Annotated in this window: 18 protein-coding genes; 8 read left to right on the forward strand and 10 right to left on the reverse strand. The window is 73.7% G+C overall.

The annotated features are described in order from the left end of the window. Nucleotides 1-185: 185 nt before the first annotated feature. Nucleotides 186-1,553 carry a metallopeptidase TldD-related protein gene (locus ACWEN6_RS40385; protein WP_452577463.1) on the reverse strand — a complete coding sequence of 456 codons (1,368 nt, stop codon included), beginning with the start codon at nucleotides 1,551-1,553 and terminating at the stop codon, nucleotides 186-188. Further along, entirely contained in the window at nucleotides 1,550-3,049 is a 1,500-nt protein-coding gene (locus tag ACWEN6_RS40390) for a TldD/PmbA family protein (protein WP_452577465.1), read from the reverse strand. Before ACWEN6_RS40390 ends, ACWEN6_RS40385 begins: the two co-directional genes overlap by 4 nt. Nucleotides 3,050-3,125: 76 nt before the next feature. Between ACWEN6_RS40390 and fabG the strand changes: the two genes are divergently transcribed. Beyond that, on the forward strand, nucleotides 3,126-3,830 hold the full coding sequence (fabG, locus tag ACWEN6_RS40395) for a 3-oxoacyl-ACP reductase FabG (RefSeq protein WP_354931141.1): 705 nt from the start codon (nucleotides 3,126-3,128) through the stop codon (nucleotides 3,828-3,830). Between the two features lies 1 nt (nucleotide 3,831). Continuing rightward, the gene (gene fabI / locus ACWEN6_RS40400; RefSeq protein WP_452577467.1) at nucleotides 3,832-4,596 is read left to right on the forward strand and encodes an enoyl-ACP reductase FabI; all 765 of its coding nucleotides are present in this window, start codon (nucleotides 3,832-3,834) and stop codon (nucleotides 4,594-4,596) included. A gap of 235 nt (nucleotides 4,597-4,831) precedes the next feature. Here the strand turns inward: fabI and ACWEN6_RS40405 are convergent, their stop codons facing one another. Then, a complete protein-coding gene (locus ACWEN6_RS40405) occupies nucleotides 4,832-6,121 on the reverse strand; it encodes a hypothetical protein (protein WP_452577468.1) in 1,290 nt (429 codons plus the stop codon). A gap of 199 nt (nucleotides 6,122-6,320) precedes the next feature. Next, nucleotides 6,321-7,271, reverse strand: coding sequence for an aldo/keto reductase (locus tag ACWEN6_RS40410; RefSeq protein ID WP_380829608.1), 951 nt, complete (start codon nucleotides 7,269-7,271; stop codon nucleotides 6,321-6,323). Nucleotides 7,272-7,429: 158 nt separating this feature from the next. Here ACWEN6_RS40410 and ACWEN6_RS40415 point away from each other — a divergent pair, with 158 nt between their 5' ends. The 5 genes from ACWEN6_RS40415 (at nucleotide 7,430) to ACWEN6_RS40435 (ending at nucleotide 11,124) form a co-directional block, all read left to right on the forward strand. Beyond that, nucleotides 7,430-8,251, forward strand: coding sequence for an undecaprenyl-diphosphate phosphatase (locus tag ACWEN6_RS40415; RefSeq protein ID WP_354845194.1), 822 nt, complete (start codon nucleotides 7,430-7,432; stop codon nucleotides 8,249-8,251). Between the two features lie 10 nt (nucleotides 8,252-8,261). Next, nucleotides 8,262-8,975 carry a histidine phosphatase family protein gene (locus tag ACWEN6_RS40420; RefSeq protein ID WP_354931148.1) on the forward strand — a complete coding sequence of 238 codons (714 nt, stop codon included), beginning with the start codon at nucleotides 8,262-8,264 and terminating at the stop codon, nucleotides 8,973-8,975. A gap of 9 nt (nucleotides 8,976-8,984) precedes the next feature. Then, entirely contained in the window at nucleotides 8,985-9,545 is a 561-nt protein-coding gene (locus ACWEN6_RS40425) for a DUF3090 domain-containing protein (RefSeq protein ID WP_354845200.1), read from the forward strand. Beyond that, nucleotides 9,542-10,306 carry an SCO1664 family protein gene (locus ACWEN6_RS40430; RefSeq protein ID WP_354931154.1) on the forward strand — a complete coding sequence of 255 codons (765 nt, stop codon included), beginning with the start codon at nucleotides 9,542-9,544 and terminating at the stop codon, nucleotides 10,304-10,306. The genes ACWEN6_RS40425 and ACWEN6_RS40430 overlap by 4 nt, the downstream gene beginning before the upstream one ends. Nucleotides 10,307-10,371: 65 nt before the next feature. Continuing rightward, nucleotides 10,372-11,124 carry an NRDE family protein gene (locus ACWEN6_RS40435; RefSeq protein ID WP_452577470.1) on the forward strand — a complete coding sequence of 251 codons (753 nt, stop codon included), beginning with the start codon at nucleotides 10,372-10,374 and terminating at the stop codon, nucleotides 11,122-11,124. On the opposite strand, the gene ACWEN6_RS40440 is transcribed toward ACWEN6_RS40435, so the two are convergent. Next, the gene (locus ACWEN6_RS40440) at nucleotides 11,099-12,967 is read right to left on the reverse strand and encodes a protein kinase domain-containing protein (RefSeq protein ID WP_452577472.1); all 1,869 of its coding nucleotides are present in this window, start codon (nucleotides 12,965-12,967) and stop codon (nucleotides 11,099-11,101) included. The two genes, ACWEN6_RS40435 and ACWEN6_RS40440, sit on opposite strands and share 26 nt — an antisense overlap. A 186-nt stretch (nucleotides 12,968-13,153) precedes the next feature. Here ACWEN6_RS40440 and mshC point away from each other — a divergent pair, with 186 nt between their 5' ends. Next, nucleotides 13,154-14,377 carry a cysteine--1-D-myo-inosityl 2-amino-2-deoxy-alpha-D-glucopyranoside ligase gene (gene mshC / locus ACWEN6_RS40445; protein ID WP_452577474.1) on the forward strand — a complete coding sequence of 408 codons (1,224 nt, stop codon included), beginning with the start codon at nucleotides 13,154-13,156 and terminating at the stop codon, nucleotides 14,375-14,377. Between the two features lie 261 nt (nucleotides 14,378-14,638). Here the strand turns inward: mshC and ACWEN6_RS40450 are convergent, their stop codons facing one another. The 5 genes from ACWEN6_RS40450 to ACWEN6_RS40470 form a co-directional block, all read right to left on the reverse strand. After that, nucleotides 14,639-15,034, reverse strand: a complete 396-nt coding sequence (locus tag ACWEN6_RS40450; RefSeq protein WP_452577476.1) for a gas vesicle protein K — start codon at nucleotides 15,032-15,034, stop codon at nucleotides 14,639-14,641. Continuing rightward, the gene (locus ACWEN6_RS40455) at nucleotides 15,015-15,260 is read right to left on the reverse strand and encodes a gas vesicle protein (RefSeq protein WP_452577477.1); all 246 of its coding nucleotides are present in this window, start codon (nucleotides 15,258-15,260) and stop codon (nucleotides 15,015-15,017) included. The genes ACWEN6_RS40450 and ACWEN6_RS40455 overlap by 20 nt, the downstream gene beginning before the upstream one ends. Then, entirely contained in the window at nucleotides 15,250-16,170 is a 921-nt protein-coding gene (locus tag ACWEN6_RS40460) for a GvpL/GvpF family gas vesicle protein (protein WP_452577479.1), read from the reverse strand. The genes ACWEN6_RS40455 and ACWEN6_RS40460 overlap by 11 nt, the downstream gene beginning before the upstream one ends. Next, nucleotides 16,163-16,702 carry a gas vesicle protein gene (locus ACWEN6_RS40465; RefSeq protein ID WP_452577481.1) on the reverse strand — a complete coding sequence of 180 codons (540 nt, stop codon included), beginning with the start codon at nucleotides 16,700-16,702 and terminating at the stop codon, nucleotides 16,163-16,165. The genes ACWEN6_RS40460 and ACWEN6_RS40465 overlap by 8 nt, the downstream gene beginning before the upstream one ends. Before the next feature lies 1 nt (nucleotide 16,703). Then, the coding region (locus tag ACWEN6_RS40470; protein ID WP_452577483.1) for a gas vesicle protein GvpO at nucleotides 16,704-17,081 on the reverse strand (378 nt) is incomplete at its 5' end.

A 17,081-nucleotide genomic window follows, 5' to 3' on the forward strand; every position in this document is an offset into this window, starting at 1 on the left:
GCCCGACAACCACATGGCGACGTTCAGCCAGGCGAGCTGATCCGCCTCCCCCGGTGCCGGGATTCCGGCGCGGGGGCCGCCGCGGCCCCGCCCGGGCCCGTGAGGCGAACCTGGCCGTTCCGTGAGGGCCCCTCGCGGGACGGCGGCGGCCCCGGCGCCGGACTCCCGGCACCGGGGGAGGCGGATCAGCTCGCCTGGCTGACCGTCGACATGTTGAAGTCGGACACCCGCACCGGGGGCATGATCGTGCGGGTGAAGTAGTCGTTCCACTCGCGGGGGAGGGTCTGCTCCTCGCGGCCTATCTCGGTGAGCCGGCCCAGCAGGTCGACCGGGCTCTCGTTGAACCGGAAGTTGTTCACCTCGCCGACCACCTCGCCGTTCTCCACCAGGTAGACGCCGTCACGGGTGAGGCCGGTCAGCAGCAGCGACTGCGGGTCCACCTCGCGGATGTACCACAGGCAGGTCAGCAGCAGGCCGCGGTCGGTGGAGGCGATCATCTCCTCCAGCGAGCGCCCGCCCTCGGGCCCCGCCATGATCAGGTTGTCGATCGCCGGGGTCGGCGCGAGCCCGGTCAGCTCGGCCGAGTGCCGGGTCTGCAGCAGCGCCGACAGCGACCCGTCACGGATCCAGTCGGTGCTCGACAGGGGCAGCCCGTTGTCGAACACCGACCGCTCGCGGCTGCCGGCGTGGGCGACGACGAACGGCGCGCACTCGATGCCGGAGGCCGCAGGGTCGCTGTAGAGCCGCACCGGCGAGGCCGACAGGGACTCGCCGACGCGGGTGCCGCCCTCGGGACGGGAGAACACCGTGCGGCCGTCGGCGGCGTCCCTGGCCCCCGCCGACCAGTACAGGTAGATCATCAGGTCGGCGACCGCCGTGGGCGGGATCAGCGTCTCGTAGCGCCCCGCGGGCAGGTCGATCCGGCGCTTCGCCCAGTCGAGGCGCCGTCCGAGGGTCTCGTCCAGCGCGGCGACGTCCACGTCGGCGAAGTCGCGGGTGGCCACGCCGGTCCACGCCGAGCGGGTCATGTCGGGCGACTTGGCGTTGAGCTCCAGGCGGCCCGTCGGCTGGTCGTGACGCAGCCGCAGGCCGCTGGAGGAGCCGACGAAGGTGGAGGTGACGATGTGCTCGGCGAAGCCGTACAGCCGGTGCCCGGCGGTCTCGGCCCCGGCGAACGCCTCGCCGAGCGCGGGCGCGAACCGCTCGAACACCTCGATCGAGGTGGACGCGGCGGGATCGTCCCAGCCCCGCGAAGCGGTGCCGGCCACCAGCGGCCGGGCGTCCTCGGCGGGCGGCGCCTCGTGGGAGGCCAGGTCGGCCGCCGTGACCACGTCGGCGAGCTGGTCGGGACGCACGGCCGACCGCGACACGACGCCGACGCCCTGACCGGTGATCGAGATGACGGTGAGCTGGGAGGAGCGGGCCACGCCGTTGGTGGTCAGCGTGTTGCCGGCGAAGCGGAGGTTCGCGGTGGACCCCTCGTCGACGATCACGACGCACTCGTCGGCCTTGCTGAGGGCAAGGGCGCGCTCGACGGTCTCCTGGGGAGTCACTTTCCACCCTCCTGAACGGTGTTGAGGATCTTGACCCCGCGGAACAGGGCCGAGGGGCACCCATGGCTGACCGGCGCCACCTGGCCGGGCTGGCCCTTGCCGCAGTTGAAGGCGCCGCCCAGCACGTAGGTCTGCGGGCCGCCGACGGCCTCCATGGACCGCCAGAAGTCGGTGGTGGTGGCCTGGTAGGCCACGTCGCGCACCTGGCCGGTGAGCCGGCCCCCCTCGATGCGGTAGAACCGCTGGCCGGTGAACTGGAAGTTGTACCGCTGCATGTCGATGGACCAGCTCTTGTCGCCCATGACGTAGATGCCGCGCTCGACCCGCGAGATCAGCTCGTCGGTCGAGGGGCCGTCCAGCGCGGGCTGGAGGGAGACGTTGGCCATCCGCTGGAGCGGGAAGTGGCCGGGGGAGTCGGCGAAGGCGCAGCCGTTGGAGGGGCCGAGCCCCTTCAGCAGCGCCATGCGCCGGTCGAGCTGGTAACCCACCAGCGTGCCGCCGCGCACGATGTCGAACTGGCGCGTCGCCACGCCCTCGTCGTCGTACCCGACCGACGCCAGGCCGTGCTCGGCGGTGCGGTCGCCGGTGACGTGCATGATCGGCGAGCCGTACTCGAGGGTGCCCAGACGGTCGAAGGTGGCGAAGCTCGTGCCCGCGTAGGCCGCCTCGTAGCCGAGCGCGCGGTCGAGCTCGGTGGCGTGGCCGATCGACTCGTGGATCGTCAGCCACAGGTTGGAGGGGTGGATCACCAGGTCGTACATCCCCGCCTCGACCGAGGGCGCCTTGAGCTTCTCCTCCAGCAGCTCGGGCAGCGTGGCGAGCTCGGCGGGGAAGTCCCACCCCGTCCCGGTGAGGTACTCGTAGCCGCGCCCCGTCGGCGGCGCGAGAGTGCGCATGTCGTCGAAGCGGCCGTCGGCCACGCGCATCACCGTGAGCACCGGGTGGATGCGCACCCGCTGCTGGGTGGCCTCGGTGCCCGCGGTGTCGGCGTAGAACTTCTGCTCCTTGACCTGCATGAGCGAGGCGGAGACGTGGTCCACCCGAGGGTCCTTCAGCAGGCCGGCCGACCAGTCGGCGAGCAGGGCGACCTTGTCCTTCATCGGCACGGAGAAGGGGTCGACGTCGTAGGGCGACACCCAGGTGACCTGGTCGTGCACCGGCTCGGGGGCCAGCGCGACGGGCTCGCGGTTGACGGCGGCGGCGACCCGGGCGACCTTGACGGCCTGCTCGGCCACCTCGGCGGCGGCCTCCGGCGTCAGCTCGATGCCCGCGGCGAAGCCCCACGTGCCGTCGAGGATCACCCGGACGGCGTAGCCGAGGTCGTCGGCGTCCATGGAACCCTCGAGGCGGGAGTCGAACAGGCTGAGCGTCTCGCCGCGCACCCGTTCGAGCCGGAAGTCGGCGTGTGCGGCGCCGAGCTCTCGGGCGCGCTGCAGGGCCGCGTCCGCCAGCCGCCTGAGCGGAAGGGCGAGGAAGTCGGGATCGATCTGGCGCATGTCCACGATCCTAGCCCTGTGATCTTGTACGGGGCGGATATGGGTTTACCTGCGAGTAAGCGATAGCGTCGTGCCCATGCCTCGATCAGTACTCGTAACCGGTGGCAACCGCGGAATCGGTCTCTCGATCGCCCGCGAGCTGGCCGCCGCCGGTGACGCCGTCGCAGTCACCTACCGCTCCGGAGAGCCCCCCGAGGGGCTGTTCGGCGTGAAGTGCGACGTCACCAGCTCCGAAGACGTCGACGTGGCCTTCTCCAAGGCCGAGGCCGAGCACGGGCCCGTCGAGATCGTGGTGGCCAACGCCGGTGTCACCCGGGACACCTTGCTGCCGCTGATGAAGGAAGACGCCTTCACCGACGTCATCGACACCAACCTCACCGGCGCCTACCGCGTCGCCAAGCGGGCCACCCGCGGCATGCTCCGCATGCGCCGGGGCCGCATCGTGCTCGTCTCCTCCGTCGTCGCCATGCTCGGCTCGGCGGGCCAGACGAACTACGCCGCCTCCAAGGCCGGCCTCATCGGCTTCGGCCGCTCGCTGGCCCGCGAGCTCGGGTCGCGCGGCATCACCGTCAACATCGTGGCGCCCGGCTTCGTCGAGACCGACATGACGGCCGCCCTGGACGCCGACCAGCAGAACGCCATCACGCGCAACATCCCGCTCGGCCGCGCCGCGACCGCGGCGGACATCGCGCGCGTGGTGAAGTTCCTGGTGAGCGACGACGCCGCCTACATCACCGGTGCGGTCATCCCGGTGGACGGCGGCCTTGGAATGGGGCACTGACATGGGAATCCTCGACGGCAAGCGCCTGCTCGTGACCGGCGTGCTCACCGACGCCTCCATCGCCTTCTCGGTCGCCAAGCTGGCCCAGGAGCAGGGCGCCACGATCGTGCTCACCGGCTTCGGCCGGCTCAGCCTGGTCGAGCGCATCGCCAAGCGCCTGCCCGAGCCGCCGCCGGTGATCGAACTCGACGTGCAGAACACCGAGCACCTCGACACGCTCGCCGACCGCGTCGGCGAGCACCTCGGCGGTCTGGACGGCGTGGTGCACTCGATCGGCTTCGCGCCGCAGACGGCCCTCGGCGGCAACTTCCTCAACACCTCGTGGGAGGACGTCGCCACGGCCGTCCACGTCTCCACCTACTCCTTCAAGTCGCTGGCGGTCGCCTGCCTGCCGCTGATGAAGGAGGGCGGCGCCGTCGTCGGCCTCGACTTCGACGCCACCAAGGCGTGGCCGGTCTACGACTGGATGGGCGTGGCCAAGGCCGGCCTTGAGTCCTGCTCGCGTTACCTGGCCCGCGACCTCGGCAAGCACGGCATCCGGGTGAACCTCGTGGCGGCCGGGCCGCTGCGCACCATGGCCGCCAAGAGCATCCCCGGCTTCGCCGAGTTCGAGGACAGCTGGCCGGCCAAGGCCCCCCTGGGGTGGGATCTCGCCGACACGGTGCCCGCCGCCAAGGCATGCCTCGCGCTGCTGTCCGACTGGTTCCCCGCCACCACCGGCGAGATCGTCCACGTCGACGGCGGCGTCCACGCCATCGGCGCCTGACGGAGGAAAGCAGGGGAGACCGCGGAGCCGGCCGTACGGCTCCGCGGCGGACCGGACGGCCGCCCGCACCCCCCGCCCCGCCGCGCGGCGGGGTGACCGCTCGCGATTCCATCCCGCCGCGTGGCGGGGTGACCGCTCGTTTCCGTCCCGCCGCGTGGCGGGGTGACCGCCCGCGCGTCCACCCCGCCGCTGCGAGGTGATCGTTCGCGCTCCGCGCCGCCGCGCGGCGGGCCGGTCAGGCGAGGCGGTGGCGTCCGTTGTCGGGGTGGCTCATGCCCTCGAAGGGCATCGACCTCGGCGCGTCGGAGTCCCGCCGCGACTGCACGATGCGGGCCGCGAGGATCGCCGAGGCCAGCAGCACGGCCGTGAGAGCCGTCCCCACGACGTCGTAGGGCCTCTCCGGTACGGCGGTGCGGGCCCGCGGGTCGCCCAGCAGCGACGGCAGGGGCAGGCCGGGCCACAGCGGCACCAGCGGCGGCGACTCCACGTCGGCGGACGGCGGGCGGGAGGCGCGGGCCGCAGGTGTGGCACGGTCCACGGGCGGGCCGGGCCGGTCGACGATCTGCGGCGGGCCCTGCTGTCCGGTCGGCGGCTCGCCGGGGGAGCGGTCCTTGCCGCCACCGCCACCGTGGTCGTCACCGTCGTCGTCGCCTCCGCGCGGCGTGGCGGGCGGAGCGGCCGAGGGAGTGGAACGGTCCGTGTCCGTGCCCGTGGGGGGCTTGGACGCCGAAGGGGCCCCTTCCTCCCCGCAGTCGGCCGAGCCGACCAGGGGCAGGCAGTCGGTGTCGATCGGCACTCCGAGCAGATCGTCGTCGCCGGAGCCGCCGCGCGCCTCGCCGGGCGACGGTGACGGGTCCGCGTCCGGTGTGTCCGGTGTGTCCGCTGTGTCCGGGGAGGCCGGTGCGGCCGTGGGCGAGGACCTGTGCCCGCGGCCGGTCAGCTTGTCGGCGGTCTTCTCGACCTGGTCGGTCAGGGGCTTCAGCCCGTCGCCGCCGAGGTCGGAGACGGCGTCGGTCACGGGTTTGAGCGCGTCGTCCGCGAGGTCTTCGACCTTGTCGGTCACCGGCCGGAGCGCGTCGCCGGTCAGATCGCTCACGGCGTCGGTCAGCGGCTTGAGGCCGTCGCGGGGCGGCCCCGCCGCACCCTCCTCCGGTTCGCGCTCTCGGTCCGAGAGGCCGGGCCCGGTCTCGGACCTGGCGCCCGTGCTGGCTCCGATGCCGGACCCCGTGCCGGTCCCAGGCTCAGTGCCGGTGCCGGTCGCGGTGCCGGTCGCCTTGCCGGTCCCGGTCCCGGACTCGGTGCCGGTGCCGGTCGCCGGCTTGCCGGCGTCCGCGCCGGGGACGCCGACCTGGTCCAGCAGGTCGCACACGCCTCCGGTGAGGCCGGACAGGGCCGCCCCGCCCCGCTCGCAGCCGTGCGCGCCCGTCGCCGAGCCGGCCGCCGGCGCGGCCACCAGCAGCGCGGTTCCGCCCGCCAGCGCCAGCGTCAGCGCTCCCGCCGAGATGGCGGTCGTGCTTTTGCGCATGGTCCCTCCATCGTCTGCGCATGCGAAGAAGACGCGGGCTCCCCTCCCGCGGTCCTCATGACCATCGTGTGTGGCACCACGCCGGTCTTTCCATGACAAGATGCGATTCGGTACCGAGTAGTGATACGCGAGTCGCATTCCTGTTCGATGGCCGCCGAGCCCGGCCGCGGCGTCCGGGCGGGGCGCCCGGGCGGGCGGATCAGGGGTCGACGGCCGAGACGTCGTCGAGCGCCTCACGGATCTCCACGGGCAGCGTGAGCTCCTCCGCCTGCAGCACCCCCTTGAGCTGGGCGTGCGTGCGCGCCCCGACGATCGCCGCCGCCACGCCCGGCTGGTCGCGAACCCACGACAACGCCACCGCGAGCGGCGACGCCCCGAGCCCCTCGGCCGCCGTGGTGACCGACTCGACGACCCGGCGGCACCGCTCGTCGAGGTAGGGCTGCACGAAGTCGGCGAAATGCGGCGTCGCGGCCCGCGAGTCGGCGGGGATGCCCACGCGGTACTTGCCGGTCAGCACCCCGCGCCCGAGCGGCGACCAGGCCAGCACCCCGGCGCCGACGTGCTCGGCCGCGGCCAGCACCTCACGCTCGGGGTCCCTGGCCAGCAGGGAGTACTCGACCTGGGCCGAGACGATCGGCGCGCGCCCCGGCGCCGAGCGCTGCCACACGCCCGCCGCCGCGAGCTGCCACGCCGCGTAGTTGCAGACCCCCGCGTACACCGCGCGGCCGGAGGCGACGGCCGTGTCGACCGCCGCCAGGGTCTCCTCCAGCGGCACCTCGGCGTCGAAGGCGTGCAACTGCCACAGGTCCACCTCGTCGACGCCCAGGCGGGCGAGGGAGGCGTCGAGCGCGGACAGCAGGCCGCGGCGCGAGCCGTCACGCGAGCGGTGGCCGCGCGGTGTCAGGACGGCCTTGGTCGCGACGACCATCTGCGACCGCGGCACCGAGTCGCGCAGCAGGCGGCCGAGCAGACGCTCGGCGTCGCCGCCCGCGTAGACGTCGGCGGTGTCGACCAGGGTGCCCCCGGCGTCGGCGAAGGCGACGAGCTGCGCGGCGGCCTCCTCCGCGCCCGTGTCGCGGCCCCAGGTCATGGTGCCGAGCCCCACCCGCGACACCGAAAGACCGCTGCGCCCGACCATTCGCTGATCCATGATCCGGCCAGGCTACCGTGTCGGAACCTCTCACCCGGGCCGATACCGCACGACGCGCCTTGCCCGCGCGGTGCGGGGCACCGGCGGATCCTCACCGATTCCCGCACGCCCCTGCCTCCCCGCGCCGCCCGCCTGCCTGCCCTAGGCTGGCGCGCACTATGGACGCACTGCAAGCCATCGTGCTGGGCATCGTGCAGGGGCTCACCGAGTTCCTGCCCATCTCCAGCTCCGCCCACCTGCTCATCGTCCCGCGGCTGTTCGGCTGGGGGGACCCGGGAGCGGCGTTCACCGCGGTGATCCAGCTCGGCACGATGCTGGCCGTGGTCATCTACTTCTGGCGCGACATCGTGCGCATCATGTGGACCTGGCTGCGCAGCCTGTGGACCCCGGAGCTGCGCGGTGAGATGGACGCCCGCATGGGCTGGTACATCGGCCTCGGCACCATCCCGCTCGGCCTGCTCGGCGTGGTGTTCAAGGACCAGATCGAGGGCCCGGCCCGCAACCTGTGGATCAACGCGACCGTTCTGATCGTCTTCGGCCTGCTCCTGCTGCTGGCCGAGCAGATCGGCCGGCAGCGCACCCCGATCGGCGAGCTGACGCTGAGGCAGGGCCTGATCATCGGAGGGTTCCAGGCGCTCGCCCTGGTGCCCGGGGCCTCGCGCTCGGGGTCCACCATCACCGGCGGGCTCTTCCTCGGCTTCACCCGCGAGGCGGCGGCCCGCTACTCCTTCCTGCTGTCCATCCCCGCCGTGGTGCTGTCGGGGCTGTTCGAGCTGCGCGACGTCGGCGCGGGCGGCGGCCCCGACCTGGTGCCGACCATCATCGCCACCGTCGTGTCCTTCATCGTGGGATACGCGTCGATCGCCTGGTTGCTCAGGTACATCACGCGACACTCCATGATGGTTTTTGTCACCTATCGCGTCTTCATCGGGGCGTTTCTGCTGACACTGTTGTCTCTAGGGGTGATCACGGCCCAATAAGCTTGGCTTTGTGACCACTTTGCTTCTGGTGCGGCACGGTCTCACCGCGATGACCGGGCCGGTCCTCGCGGGGTGGACCCCCGGGGTCCATCTGAGCGAGCCGGGCCGCGCCCAGGCCGAGGCCCTGGCCGCCCGCCTGGCGCCCCTGAGCCTGGACGCCATCGTCTCCAGCCCGCTCGAACGCTGCCAGGAGACCGCCCGCGCGATCCTCGCCGGACGCGACGGGCTCGAGATCGCCTCCGACGACCGCTTCGGCGAGTGCGGGTACGGCGAGTGGACCGGGCGCCCGCTGAAGGAACTGGCCGAGGAGCCGCTCTGGCGGGTGGTGCAGCAGCACCCGAGCGCGGCGGTGTTCCCCGGTGGCGAGTCGCTGGCCGGCGTCCAGCGCCGCGCGGTCGCCGCCGTGCGCCACTGGAACGCCAAGCTCGGCGACGAGGCCGTCTATCTGGTGTGCAGTCACGGCGACGTCATCAAGGCGATCGTCGCCGACGCGATGGGCGCTCACCTCGACCAGTTCCAGCGCATCACGGCCGACCCCGCCTCCCTCACCGTGATCCGCTACACGGCCCTTCGTCCTTTCGTCCTGAGAGTCAACGACGTAGGCGGCGGGGTGGAGAATCTTCTACCCCCGCCCGCCCCGGCCGAGGGTTCGGCGGGGGAAGACGGGGGAGAAAAGTTCACCGGGAGCGACGCCGCTGTCGGCGGCGGAGCCGGGACCACGTAAGGTCGGGCTATGCCGGTCTTCGACTACGATCCGCCAGAGAGGTTCGTGGCCGGTGCCGTTGGGCAACCGGGGTCACGCGCCTTCTTCCTGCAAGCCCGTGGTCAGGGGCGCATGACGACCGTGGGCCTGGAGAAGTTCCAGGTGGCGGTGCTGGCCGATCGCCTCGACGAGCTGCTCGACGAGGTGCTGCGCCGCAGCGGCGGCACCGCGCCGGTGCCGGCGATGGCGCCGGTCGAGCTCTCCGACAAGGCCCCCCTCGACCTGCCCATCGATGAGGACTTCCGAGTCGGCACCATGGCCCTCGCGTGGGACCCCGACACCTCCCAGGTGGTCATCGAGGCCAAAGAGGTCGACGACGAGGAGGAGGAGGAAGAGACGATCGACGACGACCGTCCCGACTCCGCCGTCCTGCGCGTGCACATCACCGCCGCCGAGGCCCGCGCGTTCACCCAGCGGGCACTCGAGATCGTCGCGGCGGGCCGTCCGCCCTGCCCGCTGTGCGGGCAGCCGCTGGACGCCGACGGGCACATCTGCGTGCGTCTCAACGGCCACCGGGGGGACCGCACGTGAGTGCAGAGAGCGACCCCCGGCTCAGCAGCATCCCCGGCGCGTCCGGGCTGGACGACGTCACCGCCCTGCGCCTGCTGCGTGAGGGCACCATCGAGGTCGCCGGCCGGCTGGTCGAGGCGACCAACATGACGCTCTACTGCTCGATCCGCCTGGACGGGGTCGTCGCCGAGTGCGTGTACAAGCCGGTCAGGGGCGAGCGTCCTTTGTGGGACTTCCCCGACGGCACGCTCGCCGCGCGCGAGGTCGCCGCCTTCGAGGTCTCGGCGGCCACCGGCTGGCGCATCGTGCCGCCGAGCGTCTACCGCGAGGGGCCGTTCGGCCCCGGCATGTGCCAGCTGTGGATCGACACCGACCCCGAGACCGACCTCATGGCCCTGATCCGCGGCCGCAACCCGGCGCTGCGTCGCATGGCCATCTTCGACGCGGTGGTCAACAACGCCGACCGCAAGGGCGGCCACCTGCTTCCCCTGCCCGACGGGCACATCTACGGCGTCGACCACGGCGTCTGCTTCTCCGCCGAGGACAAGCTGCGCACCGTGCTGTGGCAGTGGCGCGGCAAGCCCCTGCCGCGCGAGGCGGTGAACGTCCTGGCCCGCCTCGAACGCGACATCGAGCGGGGCCGGCTCGGCCGGCGGCTGCGCGAGCTGCTGACGCTCGCCGAGGTCGAGGCCACCTGGGATCGCGTGCGCCGCCTGCTCAGCACCGGCGTCCACCCCTCCCCGTCGGAGGACTGGCCCGCGATTCCCTGGCCGCCCATCTAGTTGTCCCGCCGGGGCCGTACCCTTCGTGAGATGTGTCCATCTCTACCGGTATGGAGGGAACGGGCGTGTGCACGGTCATCGTGAGCGTCGAACCGGGCGCGGAGACTCCGGTGGTGCTGGCCGGAGTGCGTGACGAGATACTGGACCGGCCATGGGAGCCGCCCGCGGCGCACTGGCCGCGGTACCCCGCCCTGGTCGGCGGGCGCGACCTTCTGGCCGGCGGCACCTGGCTGGCCGTCGACCCCGGCGTCCCGCGGGTCGCGGCGCTGCTGAACGGGTGCGGCGACGCGGCGCCCGAGCCGATCCGCAGGTCCCGCGGCGACCTGCCGCTGAAGGCGGCGGCCGAGGGCGGGCCGCCCGACGGCGACCTGTCCTGCTACGACCCCTTCCACCTGCTCGTCGCCGACCCCGGCGGCGTGCGGCTGTGGAGCTGGGACGGCCACGGCCTGAGCGAGGCCACCTTCCCCGCCGGCACCCACATCGTGGTCAACAGCGGCTGGGAGAGCGGCGACGCCGACCCCCGCGTGGCGTTCTTCCGGCCGCGCTTCGCCTCGGCCGCGCGCCCGTCGGCGGGGCGCGCCGGCGAGCCGGCATGGGAGCAGTGGCGGCGGCTGGCCTCGGGGGCGGGGCTGGAGGTCTCCGACCCCAGGGCGCTGGTGGTCCGCCGGGAGCTGCCGGACGGGCGCGTGTGGGGCACCTCGTCGATCACCCTGGTCGCCCTCGGCGCCGGGGAGCCGCGCTACGACTTCTGCCCGCGCCCCGGCGACCCCGCATCCTGGTACCGGGTCCCGCTCAGCACAGGATGCCGCCCCAGATGATCGTCACGGTCCTGCTGCCCCCGTTGGAGGTGAAGCGGACCTTGGAGGTGCTGCAGTACGGGGTGCCGTAAGCGGTGATCGTCGCCGAGCTGCCCGCCCTGATGCGGCCGCGCGTGGTGCTGAGCACGCCGCCCTCGCTGATGGAGGCGCGCCAGGTCACCGCCCCGCGCGGCGCCCGCAGCTTGATGTTCACGTAGGAGATGTAGTCCGAGGCGACCCGGATGCGGGCCGGGCTGACCCGCAGCAGCGGCCTGGCCGCCCTGGTCGGCGGCGTGCGCGGGGTCGGCTCGGGCTTGTCGCTCGGCTTCGGCGTCGTTCTGGCCGGCGAGGGGATCGGGGTGGGGTCGTCGGTCACCGGCGGGGAGGACGTCTCGCCGGGGATCGCCGAGGTCGCCGAGGTGGCGGGCGCCGGGGGCGGCGGCGCCGCTCCGGGGGACTGGGTCTTCGGCCCCCCGCCGGAGGCGGTGGAGACGATCGCGACGATGGCGGCCAGCGCGACCACCCCGGCCACCGCCGCGATCACCCGGTCGCGGCGCCCGCGCAGCCGCTCCCGGGCGAGCGGGCGTCGGTCGCCCGGGTTGGGCGGCGTGCCGCTCTCGCCTGGCGAGCCGAGATGCCATGCCGGGCCCGCCGCCGCGCCGGCCCGGTCCGCGCCGGTCGGGAACCCCGGATGACCGGCGCTCTGACCGGCGCTCTGGCCGGCGACCGGCCGGCCCGGTCCGAGTGGGGGGATGGGGCCGGTCGCGGCCGGGTCCGGGGAGAGCCGGTCGCCGCCCGGCGACGGCAGTGCGCCACCGGCCTGGGAGGCGGCAGGAAAGGCCGGCGACGAAGGCGGCCCGCCCGGCAGGCCGGCCTGCGGTGGCGGGCCGGGCGGGCCTGCCTGCGCGGATCGGCCCGCCGCCGGTATGGCGGGCCGCGGGCTCAGTGGGATCGGCCCCCCGTAGGCGGGCGGCGCCCCGGGCCCCGGCGCCGGCGGGGGAGCGCCGGGCGTCCAGGCGGGGCCCTGCGGCGCCGGGGTGACCCGAGGGGAGGGGCCGAGGTCCACGCCCTCCAGCCGGGCCAGCAGCTCCCGCGCCGCCGGCCGCCTGGCCGGGTTCCGGTCCAGGCAGGCGGTGACGGCGTCCAGCAGCGTCCCGCTCAGCGCGGACAGGTCGGGCACGCCGTTCAGGATGCGGTTGACCACCGCGGGCACCGAGTCCTGGCCGAACGGCGCGCGGCCGGTCGCCGCGTAGACGATCATGCCCGCCCAGGCGAACATGTCGCTCTCGGGACCGGGGATCGTGGCCGCCAGGTGCTCGGGCGCGCTGAACGGGGACGCGCCCGCGAACCCGCCCGCCGCGAGCGGGCGTTCGAGCACCCGGCCGATGGCGAAGTCGATGACCTGCGGGCCCTGCGGGCCGAGCAGCACGCTCGACGGCCCGAAGTCGCCGTGCGCCGCCCCCGCCTGGTGGATGGCCGTCAGCGCCGTCAGCGTGCCGAGCGCGATCTGCGACAGCTCCTCCGTCGAGCGGGGACCCTGACGCTCGACGACCTCCCACAGGGAGGTTCCGTCAACGTACTCGCTGGCGTAGTACAGCCGTCCGTCGTGCAGGCCGTAGGCCAGGACACGGGCCACGCGCGGGCCGGTCACCCGCTGGGCGCGGCGCAGTTCGACGCCGAACGAGCGCCGCACCTGCTCCTCGTCGGAGAAGCGCCGGTGTAGCAGCTTCACCGCCACCCGCGCGCCGGACTCGGTCTCGGCGGCGTACACGATGCCCTGGCCGCCCTCGCCGATCCGTCCCGTCACCCGGTAGGAGGCGATGGTCGGGGGATCGGTGGGCCCCAAGGGCCGTGACGGCGGCAATCGATCTCTCCCTAGGCGTGCGGACGGACAGGTGCCGGCGCCCCCTCTACCCACGGCGGCAAGATTCTGCCACGTTGGAACGGTACGAAGTACGGTTTTGTGTCATCGTTCCCGTGCGGCACCAGCGCCTCAAATCGGACACCCCGGGGTGATCGCACCACTCGGCCGCATGGATAGGCTCAGGACATGCAATCGTGGTCTGCTCCCGAGATCCCTTCGCTGCCCGGCGCCGGTCTCCCGCTCCGGCTCCATGACACCTCGGCCCGGGGGGTCAGAGAGACCTCCCCGGGGCCCACGGCGCGGATGTACGTCTGCGGCATCACGCCCTACGACGCCACCCATCTCGGGCACGCCAACACCTACCTCGCCTTCGACCTGGCCGGCAGGATGTGGCGGGACGCCGGCCACGCCGTGCACTACACCCAGAACGCCACCGACGTGGACGACCCCCTGCTCGAACGCGCCCAGCAGACCGGCGTCGACTGGCAGGAGCTGGCCGCCAAGGAGATCGAGCTCTTCCGCACCGACATGGAGGCGCTGCGCATCATCCCGCCGGACGACTACGTCGGCGTCACCGAGGTCGTCGACCAGGTGGCCGAGCTCATCGGGCGGCTGAAGGACAAGGGCGCCACCTACGAGGTGGACGGCGACGTCTACTTCTCGGTCGCCGCCGCCCCCAAGTTCGGCGCCGTCTCCGGCTACTCCGAGGAGCGGATGCTGGAGCTGTTCGCCGAGCGCGGCGGCGATCCCGACCGGCCGGGCAAGCGCAACCCGCTCGACTGGCTGCTGTGGCGGGGCCGGCGTCCCGGCGAGCCGTCCTGGCCCTCGCCGCTCGGCCCCGGCCGTCCCGGGTGGCACGTCGAGTGCACCACGATCGCGCTGAACCGCCTCGGCAGCGGGTTCGACGTCTCCGGCGGCGGCACCGACCTGATCTTCCCGCACCACGAGATGGGCGCCAGCGAAGGGCACATCGCCACAGGAGAGTGGCCCTTCGCCCGGGCCTACGTGCACGCGGGCATGGTCGGCCTACACGGCGAGAAGATGTCCAAGTCGCGGGGCAACCTGGTCTTCGTGCACCGGCTTCGCGCCGAGCACGACCCCATGGCGGTGCGGCTGGCGCTGCTCGCCCACCACTACCGCGAAGACTGGGAGTGGACCGGCGACCAGATCGACACCGCGACGGCGCGGCTGGCCCGCTGGCGCTCGGCCGTCGACCGCCCCGCGGGCCCCGACGCAGGGCCGGTGCTCCAGGGCGTCCGCGAGCGGATGGCCGACGACCTGGACGCGCCCGGCGCGCTCGAGATCATCGACGCCTGGGCGACGCGGGCCCTCGCGGGGGAGGGCGAGGACCCCGACGCCCCCGCTCTCGTCCGCGCCACCACCGACGCCCTCCTCGGCATCGCCCTCTGACCCACCCCACCCGCCTGCCGGCACGCCATTTGGCAAGCCTCCCGGCCACTCGGACCTGGCAAGCCTCACGGGCTACTCCGACCTGGCTCGCAAGGCCTGTCGGCCGCTCCGATCCGGTGTGGTGATCACGTACGTGCACCGGGTGCGGCTGTCCATCCCGGTGTGTGCTGGAGGTGATCGGCGCCGGGTCGGCGGGTCGTGGTGCGGCGGTGTCGGCGCCTGCTATGGCGTTCGACCCGGTGAGCAGGCGGCGCTGCGCTGTCAGTCGGTGGGCAGCAGGGTGCCGAGCGGGCCGAGGTCGAGGTTCAGGTCCGACGGTGACAGGTCGAAGCGCTCGCACAGGTCGGTCATCGCCTCCTCCAGGCGCATCAGCGTCAGGCCCAGCGTCTCGATCTGGTCGTCGGACAGGTCGCCCTGGTCCATCCGGCGCACGCACTGGCGCTCCACGAGCTGCCGCACCAGCTCCACGAGAGTCAGCACCAGGCGGGTGAGGTCCCGCTCCACCGTCTCGGGGTCGGTGTCCAGCCGCCACGGCCCCGACCGCGACCGCCCCGGCTCCCGGTAGGGCCCGGCTCCGGTCCCCGCGGCCTCGGTCCCCGCGCCGGTCGCCGCGCCGGTCGCCGCGGGTTGGGCGGGGTCACGGTGCGGGCGGCTCATGTCCCACTCCGATTCCCAGCGGCTCGGACGCCCGTACCGACATGATCAGCGCCCGCAGCGAGATGCGCACCAGATCGATGTCGGCGATGGACAGCACCAGGTCGCCGGTGATCACGACGCCCCCGGCGAGCAGGCGGTCCAGCAGGTCCACCAGCGCGACGCGTTCGGCGGGCAGTCGTCCTTGCTCCGCCAGTTCGGCGCCACGGAACGTCGACTCACCGACCATGGGATCCCTCCGCCCCGCCGCGGCGCCCCGACGACCGGTCACGGGTGCGCGGGTCGGGGGCGTCGTGGCCCTCGGTGGGGCCGGGGCCCTCGGGGTCGTAGGTGTCGTTCATGCCGCCGCCGGCCGTCTCCAGGGCGGTGAAGGAGTACGGCGCCCAGGGGCCGGTGAGCTCGATGTCGATCTCCGGTCCCCGGAAGGCGTCCAGCGAGGCGGCGAACTCCGCGCGCCGGTCGTTCTCCACCAGATAGGCGCCGTTGAGCAGCATCCAGTCGTCGCGTCCCGACAGCCGGGGGTCCTGCGGACGGTGGCGGGTGCTGGCCACCGCCATCTCCGCGAGCGTGCCGTGGATCATCTCGGCCCGCTCGGCGGCCTCGCGCCAGGCGTCATCACGGTCGCGCAGGCTGGCCTTGCGGCGCCTGAGGTACTCCGTCCCCGGCCTGGCCGCCCCCGCCGCGCCGCGACCCCCCGGCGCGGCAGGCGCCGCCGAAGGCTGGGCGGGGCGGTGGGCGTAGGCCTTGACCCCCCATTCCTGGCGGCCGGCGACGCGCGACAGGACGGAGGCGAACTCGTCGCTCCGCCGGTCCAGCAGGTCGCGGACCTGCTCGTCGCCGCTGTAGACCGTGACCAGCCGCACCGGAGCGGCCGAGCGGGCGGCCCCGGCCACGGCCTCCACGACGCGGTGGTGCGTGCGGGCCGTTTCGCCGACCCAGTCCAGGTCCTCCAGCGAACGCCGCAGCGGCCCCTCCCCGAACTCCTCCAGCGGCACCGTGCTCACGTACGCGGCCAGCCCGGAGCCCTTCAGCGCGCGCACGGGAGCCCCTGCCACGCCCTTCAGGCCCTCCAGCACCTCCGGGCCGGGGCCGTCACCGGCGCGGGTGATCGCGTACAGGTAGGTCCCCGTGTCAGCCACCGTGCTCCTCCTCGGAAGGGACGTCCGGGCGCGGCCCCCTCGCGGCGCCGGGCGCCCGTCTCCGGCCCGGGCGCGCCGTCCGGCGGGGCTCCGGCTCCTCCCAGCGGTCCTCCGCCAGTGCCCGGTCGTCATCCAGGGCGATCCGGTCGCCGGCGGCGAGGCGTCGCCTCTCGCGACCGGATCGGCCGGACTCCGCGGGAAGGGGCTCGCCCTCGGCCGCGGCGAGGCGGCGGCGCAGGCGGCGGTTCTCCTCGACCAGGTCACGGTCGCCCGAGCTGAGCCACGGATCGTGCTCCCACCAGTCGATGCCGAGCTCCCTGGCCGTGTCGACCGACGCGATCAGCAGCCGCAGCTTGATCGTGAGCAGCTCGATGTCCAGCAGGTTGACGCGGATGTCACCCACGATCACCACGCCGCGGTCGAGCACGCGCTCCAGGATGTCGCCGAGGTTGCCGCCGGAGTCGCGGGCCGGCGCCCGCTGCGGGCCGCCGTACGGGGACATCACCCGCCCGGATGACATCGGTTCGGACATGTCAGTACACCCCGCCTGTGTCGCCCTTGGCGCGCTTGTAGCTGCGCACCCGCCGGTAGGACACCAGGTCCCCCTCGGAGTCGAGGTCGATGGCGTAGATCGCCAGCGTGTCGCCGGAGGAGGGAATCCGGTGGTCCTCGACCACCTCCACCTCGACGGTCCAGCCGTCGCCCGCCGGCTTCACCAGCGTGACGCCCTCGACGTCCTTGCCGGTGAGCTGGGCCATGTAGTCCAGCCCGGCGCGGCCGGCCGTGGCCGCGGTCAGGCGCCGGGACGTCCTGGGCCCGCTGACCGTCCCGGCCGTCCCGGCCGTCCCGGCCGTCCCGGCCGTCCCGGCCGTCCCGGCCGTCCCGGCCGTCCCGGCCGTCCCCGCCCGGCC

The organism is Sphaerisporangium sp. NPDC004334 (assembly GCF_053602655.1).

What these genes read in the sequence shown, in the direction of transcription:
- ACWEN6_RS40410 (WP_380829608.1), bottom strand. Translation starts at nt 7,271, where the DNA reads ATGGATCAGCGAATGGTCGGGCGCAGCGGTCTTTCGGTGTCGCGGGTG.
- ACWEN6_RS40405 (WP_452577468.1), bottom strand. Translation starts at nt 6,121, where the DNA reads ATGCGCAAAAGCACGACCGCCATCTCGGCGGGAGCGCTGACGCTGGCG.
- ACWEN6_RS40450 (WP_452577476.1), bottom strand. Translation starts at nt 15,034, where the DNA reads ATGAGCCGCCCGCACCGTGACCCCGCCCAACCCGCGGCGACCGGCGCG.
- ACWEN6_RS40455 (WP_452577477.1), bottom strand. Translation starts at nt 15,260, where the DNA reads ATGGTCGGTGAGTCGACGTTCCGTGGCGCCGAACTGGCGGAGCAAGGA.
- ACWEN6_RS40465 (WP_452577481.1), bottom strand. Translation starts at nt 16,702, where the DNA reads ATGTCCGAACCGATGTCATCCGGGCGGGTGATGTCCCCGTACGGCGGC.
- ACWEN6_RS40415 (WP_354845194.1), top strand. Translation starts at nt 7,430, where the DNA reads ATGGACGCACTGCAAGCCATCGTGCTGGGCATCGTGCAGGGGCTCACC.
- ACWEN6_RS40425 (WP_354845200.1), top strand. Translation starts at nt 8,985, where the DNA reads ATGCCGGTCTTCGACTACGATCCGCCAGAGAGGTTCGTGGCCGGTGCC.
- fabG (WP_354931141.1), top strand. Translation starts at nt 3,126, where the DNA reads ATGCCTCGATCAGTACTCGTAACCGGTGGCAACCGCGGAATCGGTCTC.
- ACWEN6_RS40390 (WP_452577465.1), bottom strand. Translation starts at nt 3,049, where the DNA reads ATGCGCCAGATCGATCCCGACTTCCTCGCCCTTCCGCTCAGGCGGCTG.
- mshC (WP_452577474.1), top strand. Translation starts at nt 13,154, where the DNA reads ATGCAATCGTGGTCTGCTCCCGAGATCCCTTCGCTGCCCGGCGCCGGT.
- fabI (WP_452577467.1), top strand. Translation starts at nt 3,832, where the DNA reads ATGGGAATCCTCGACGGCAAGCGCCTGCTCGTGACCGGCGTGCTCACC.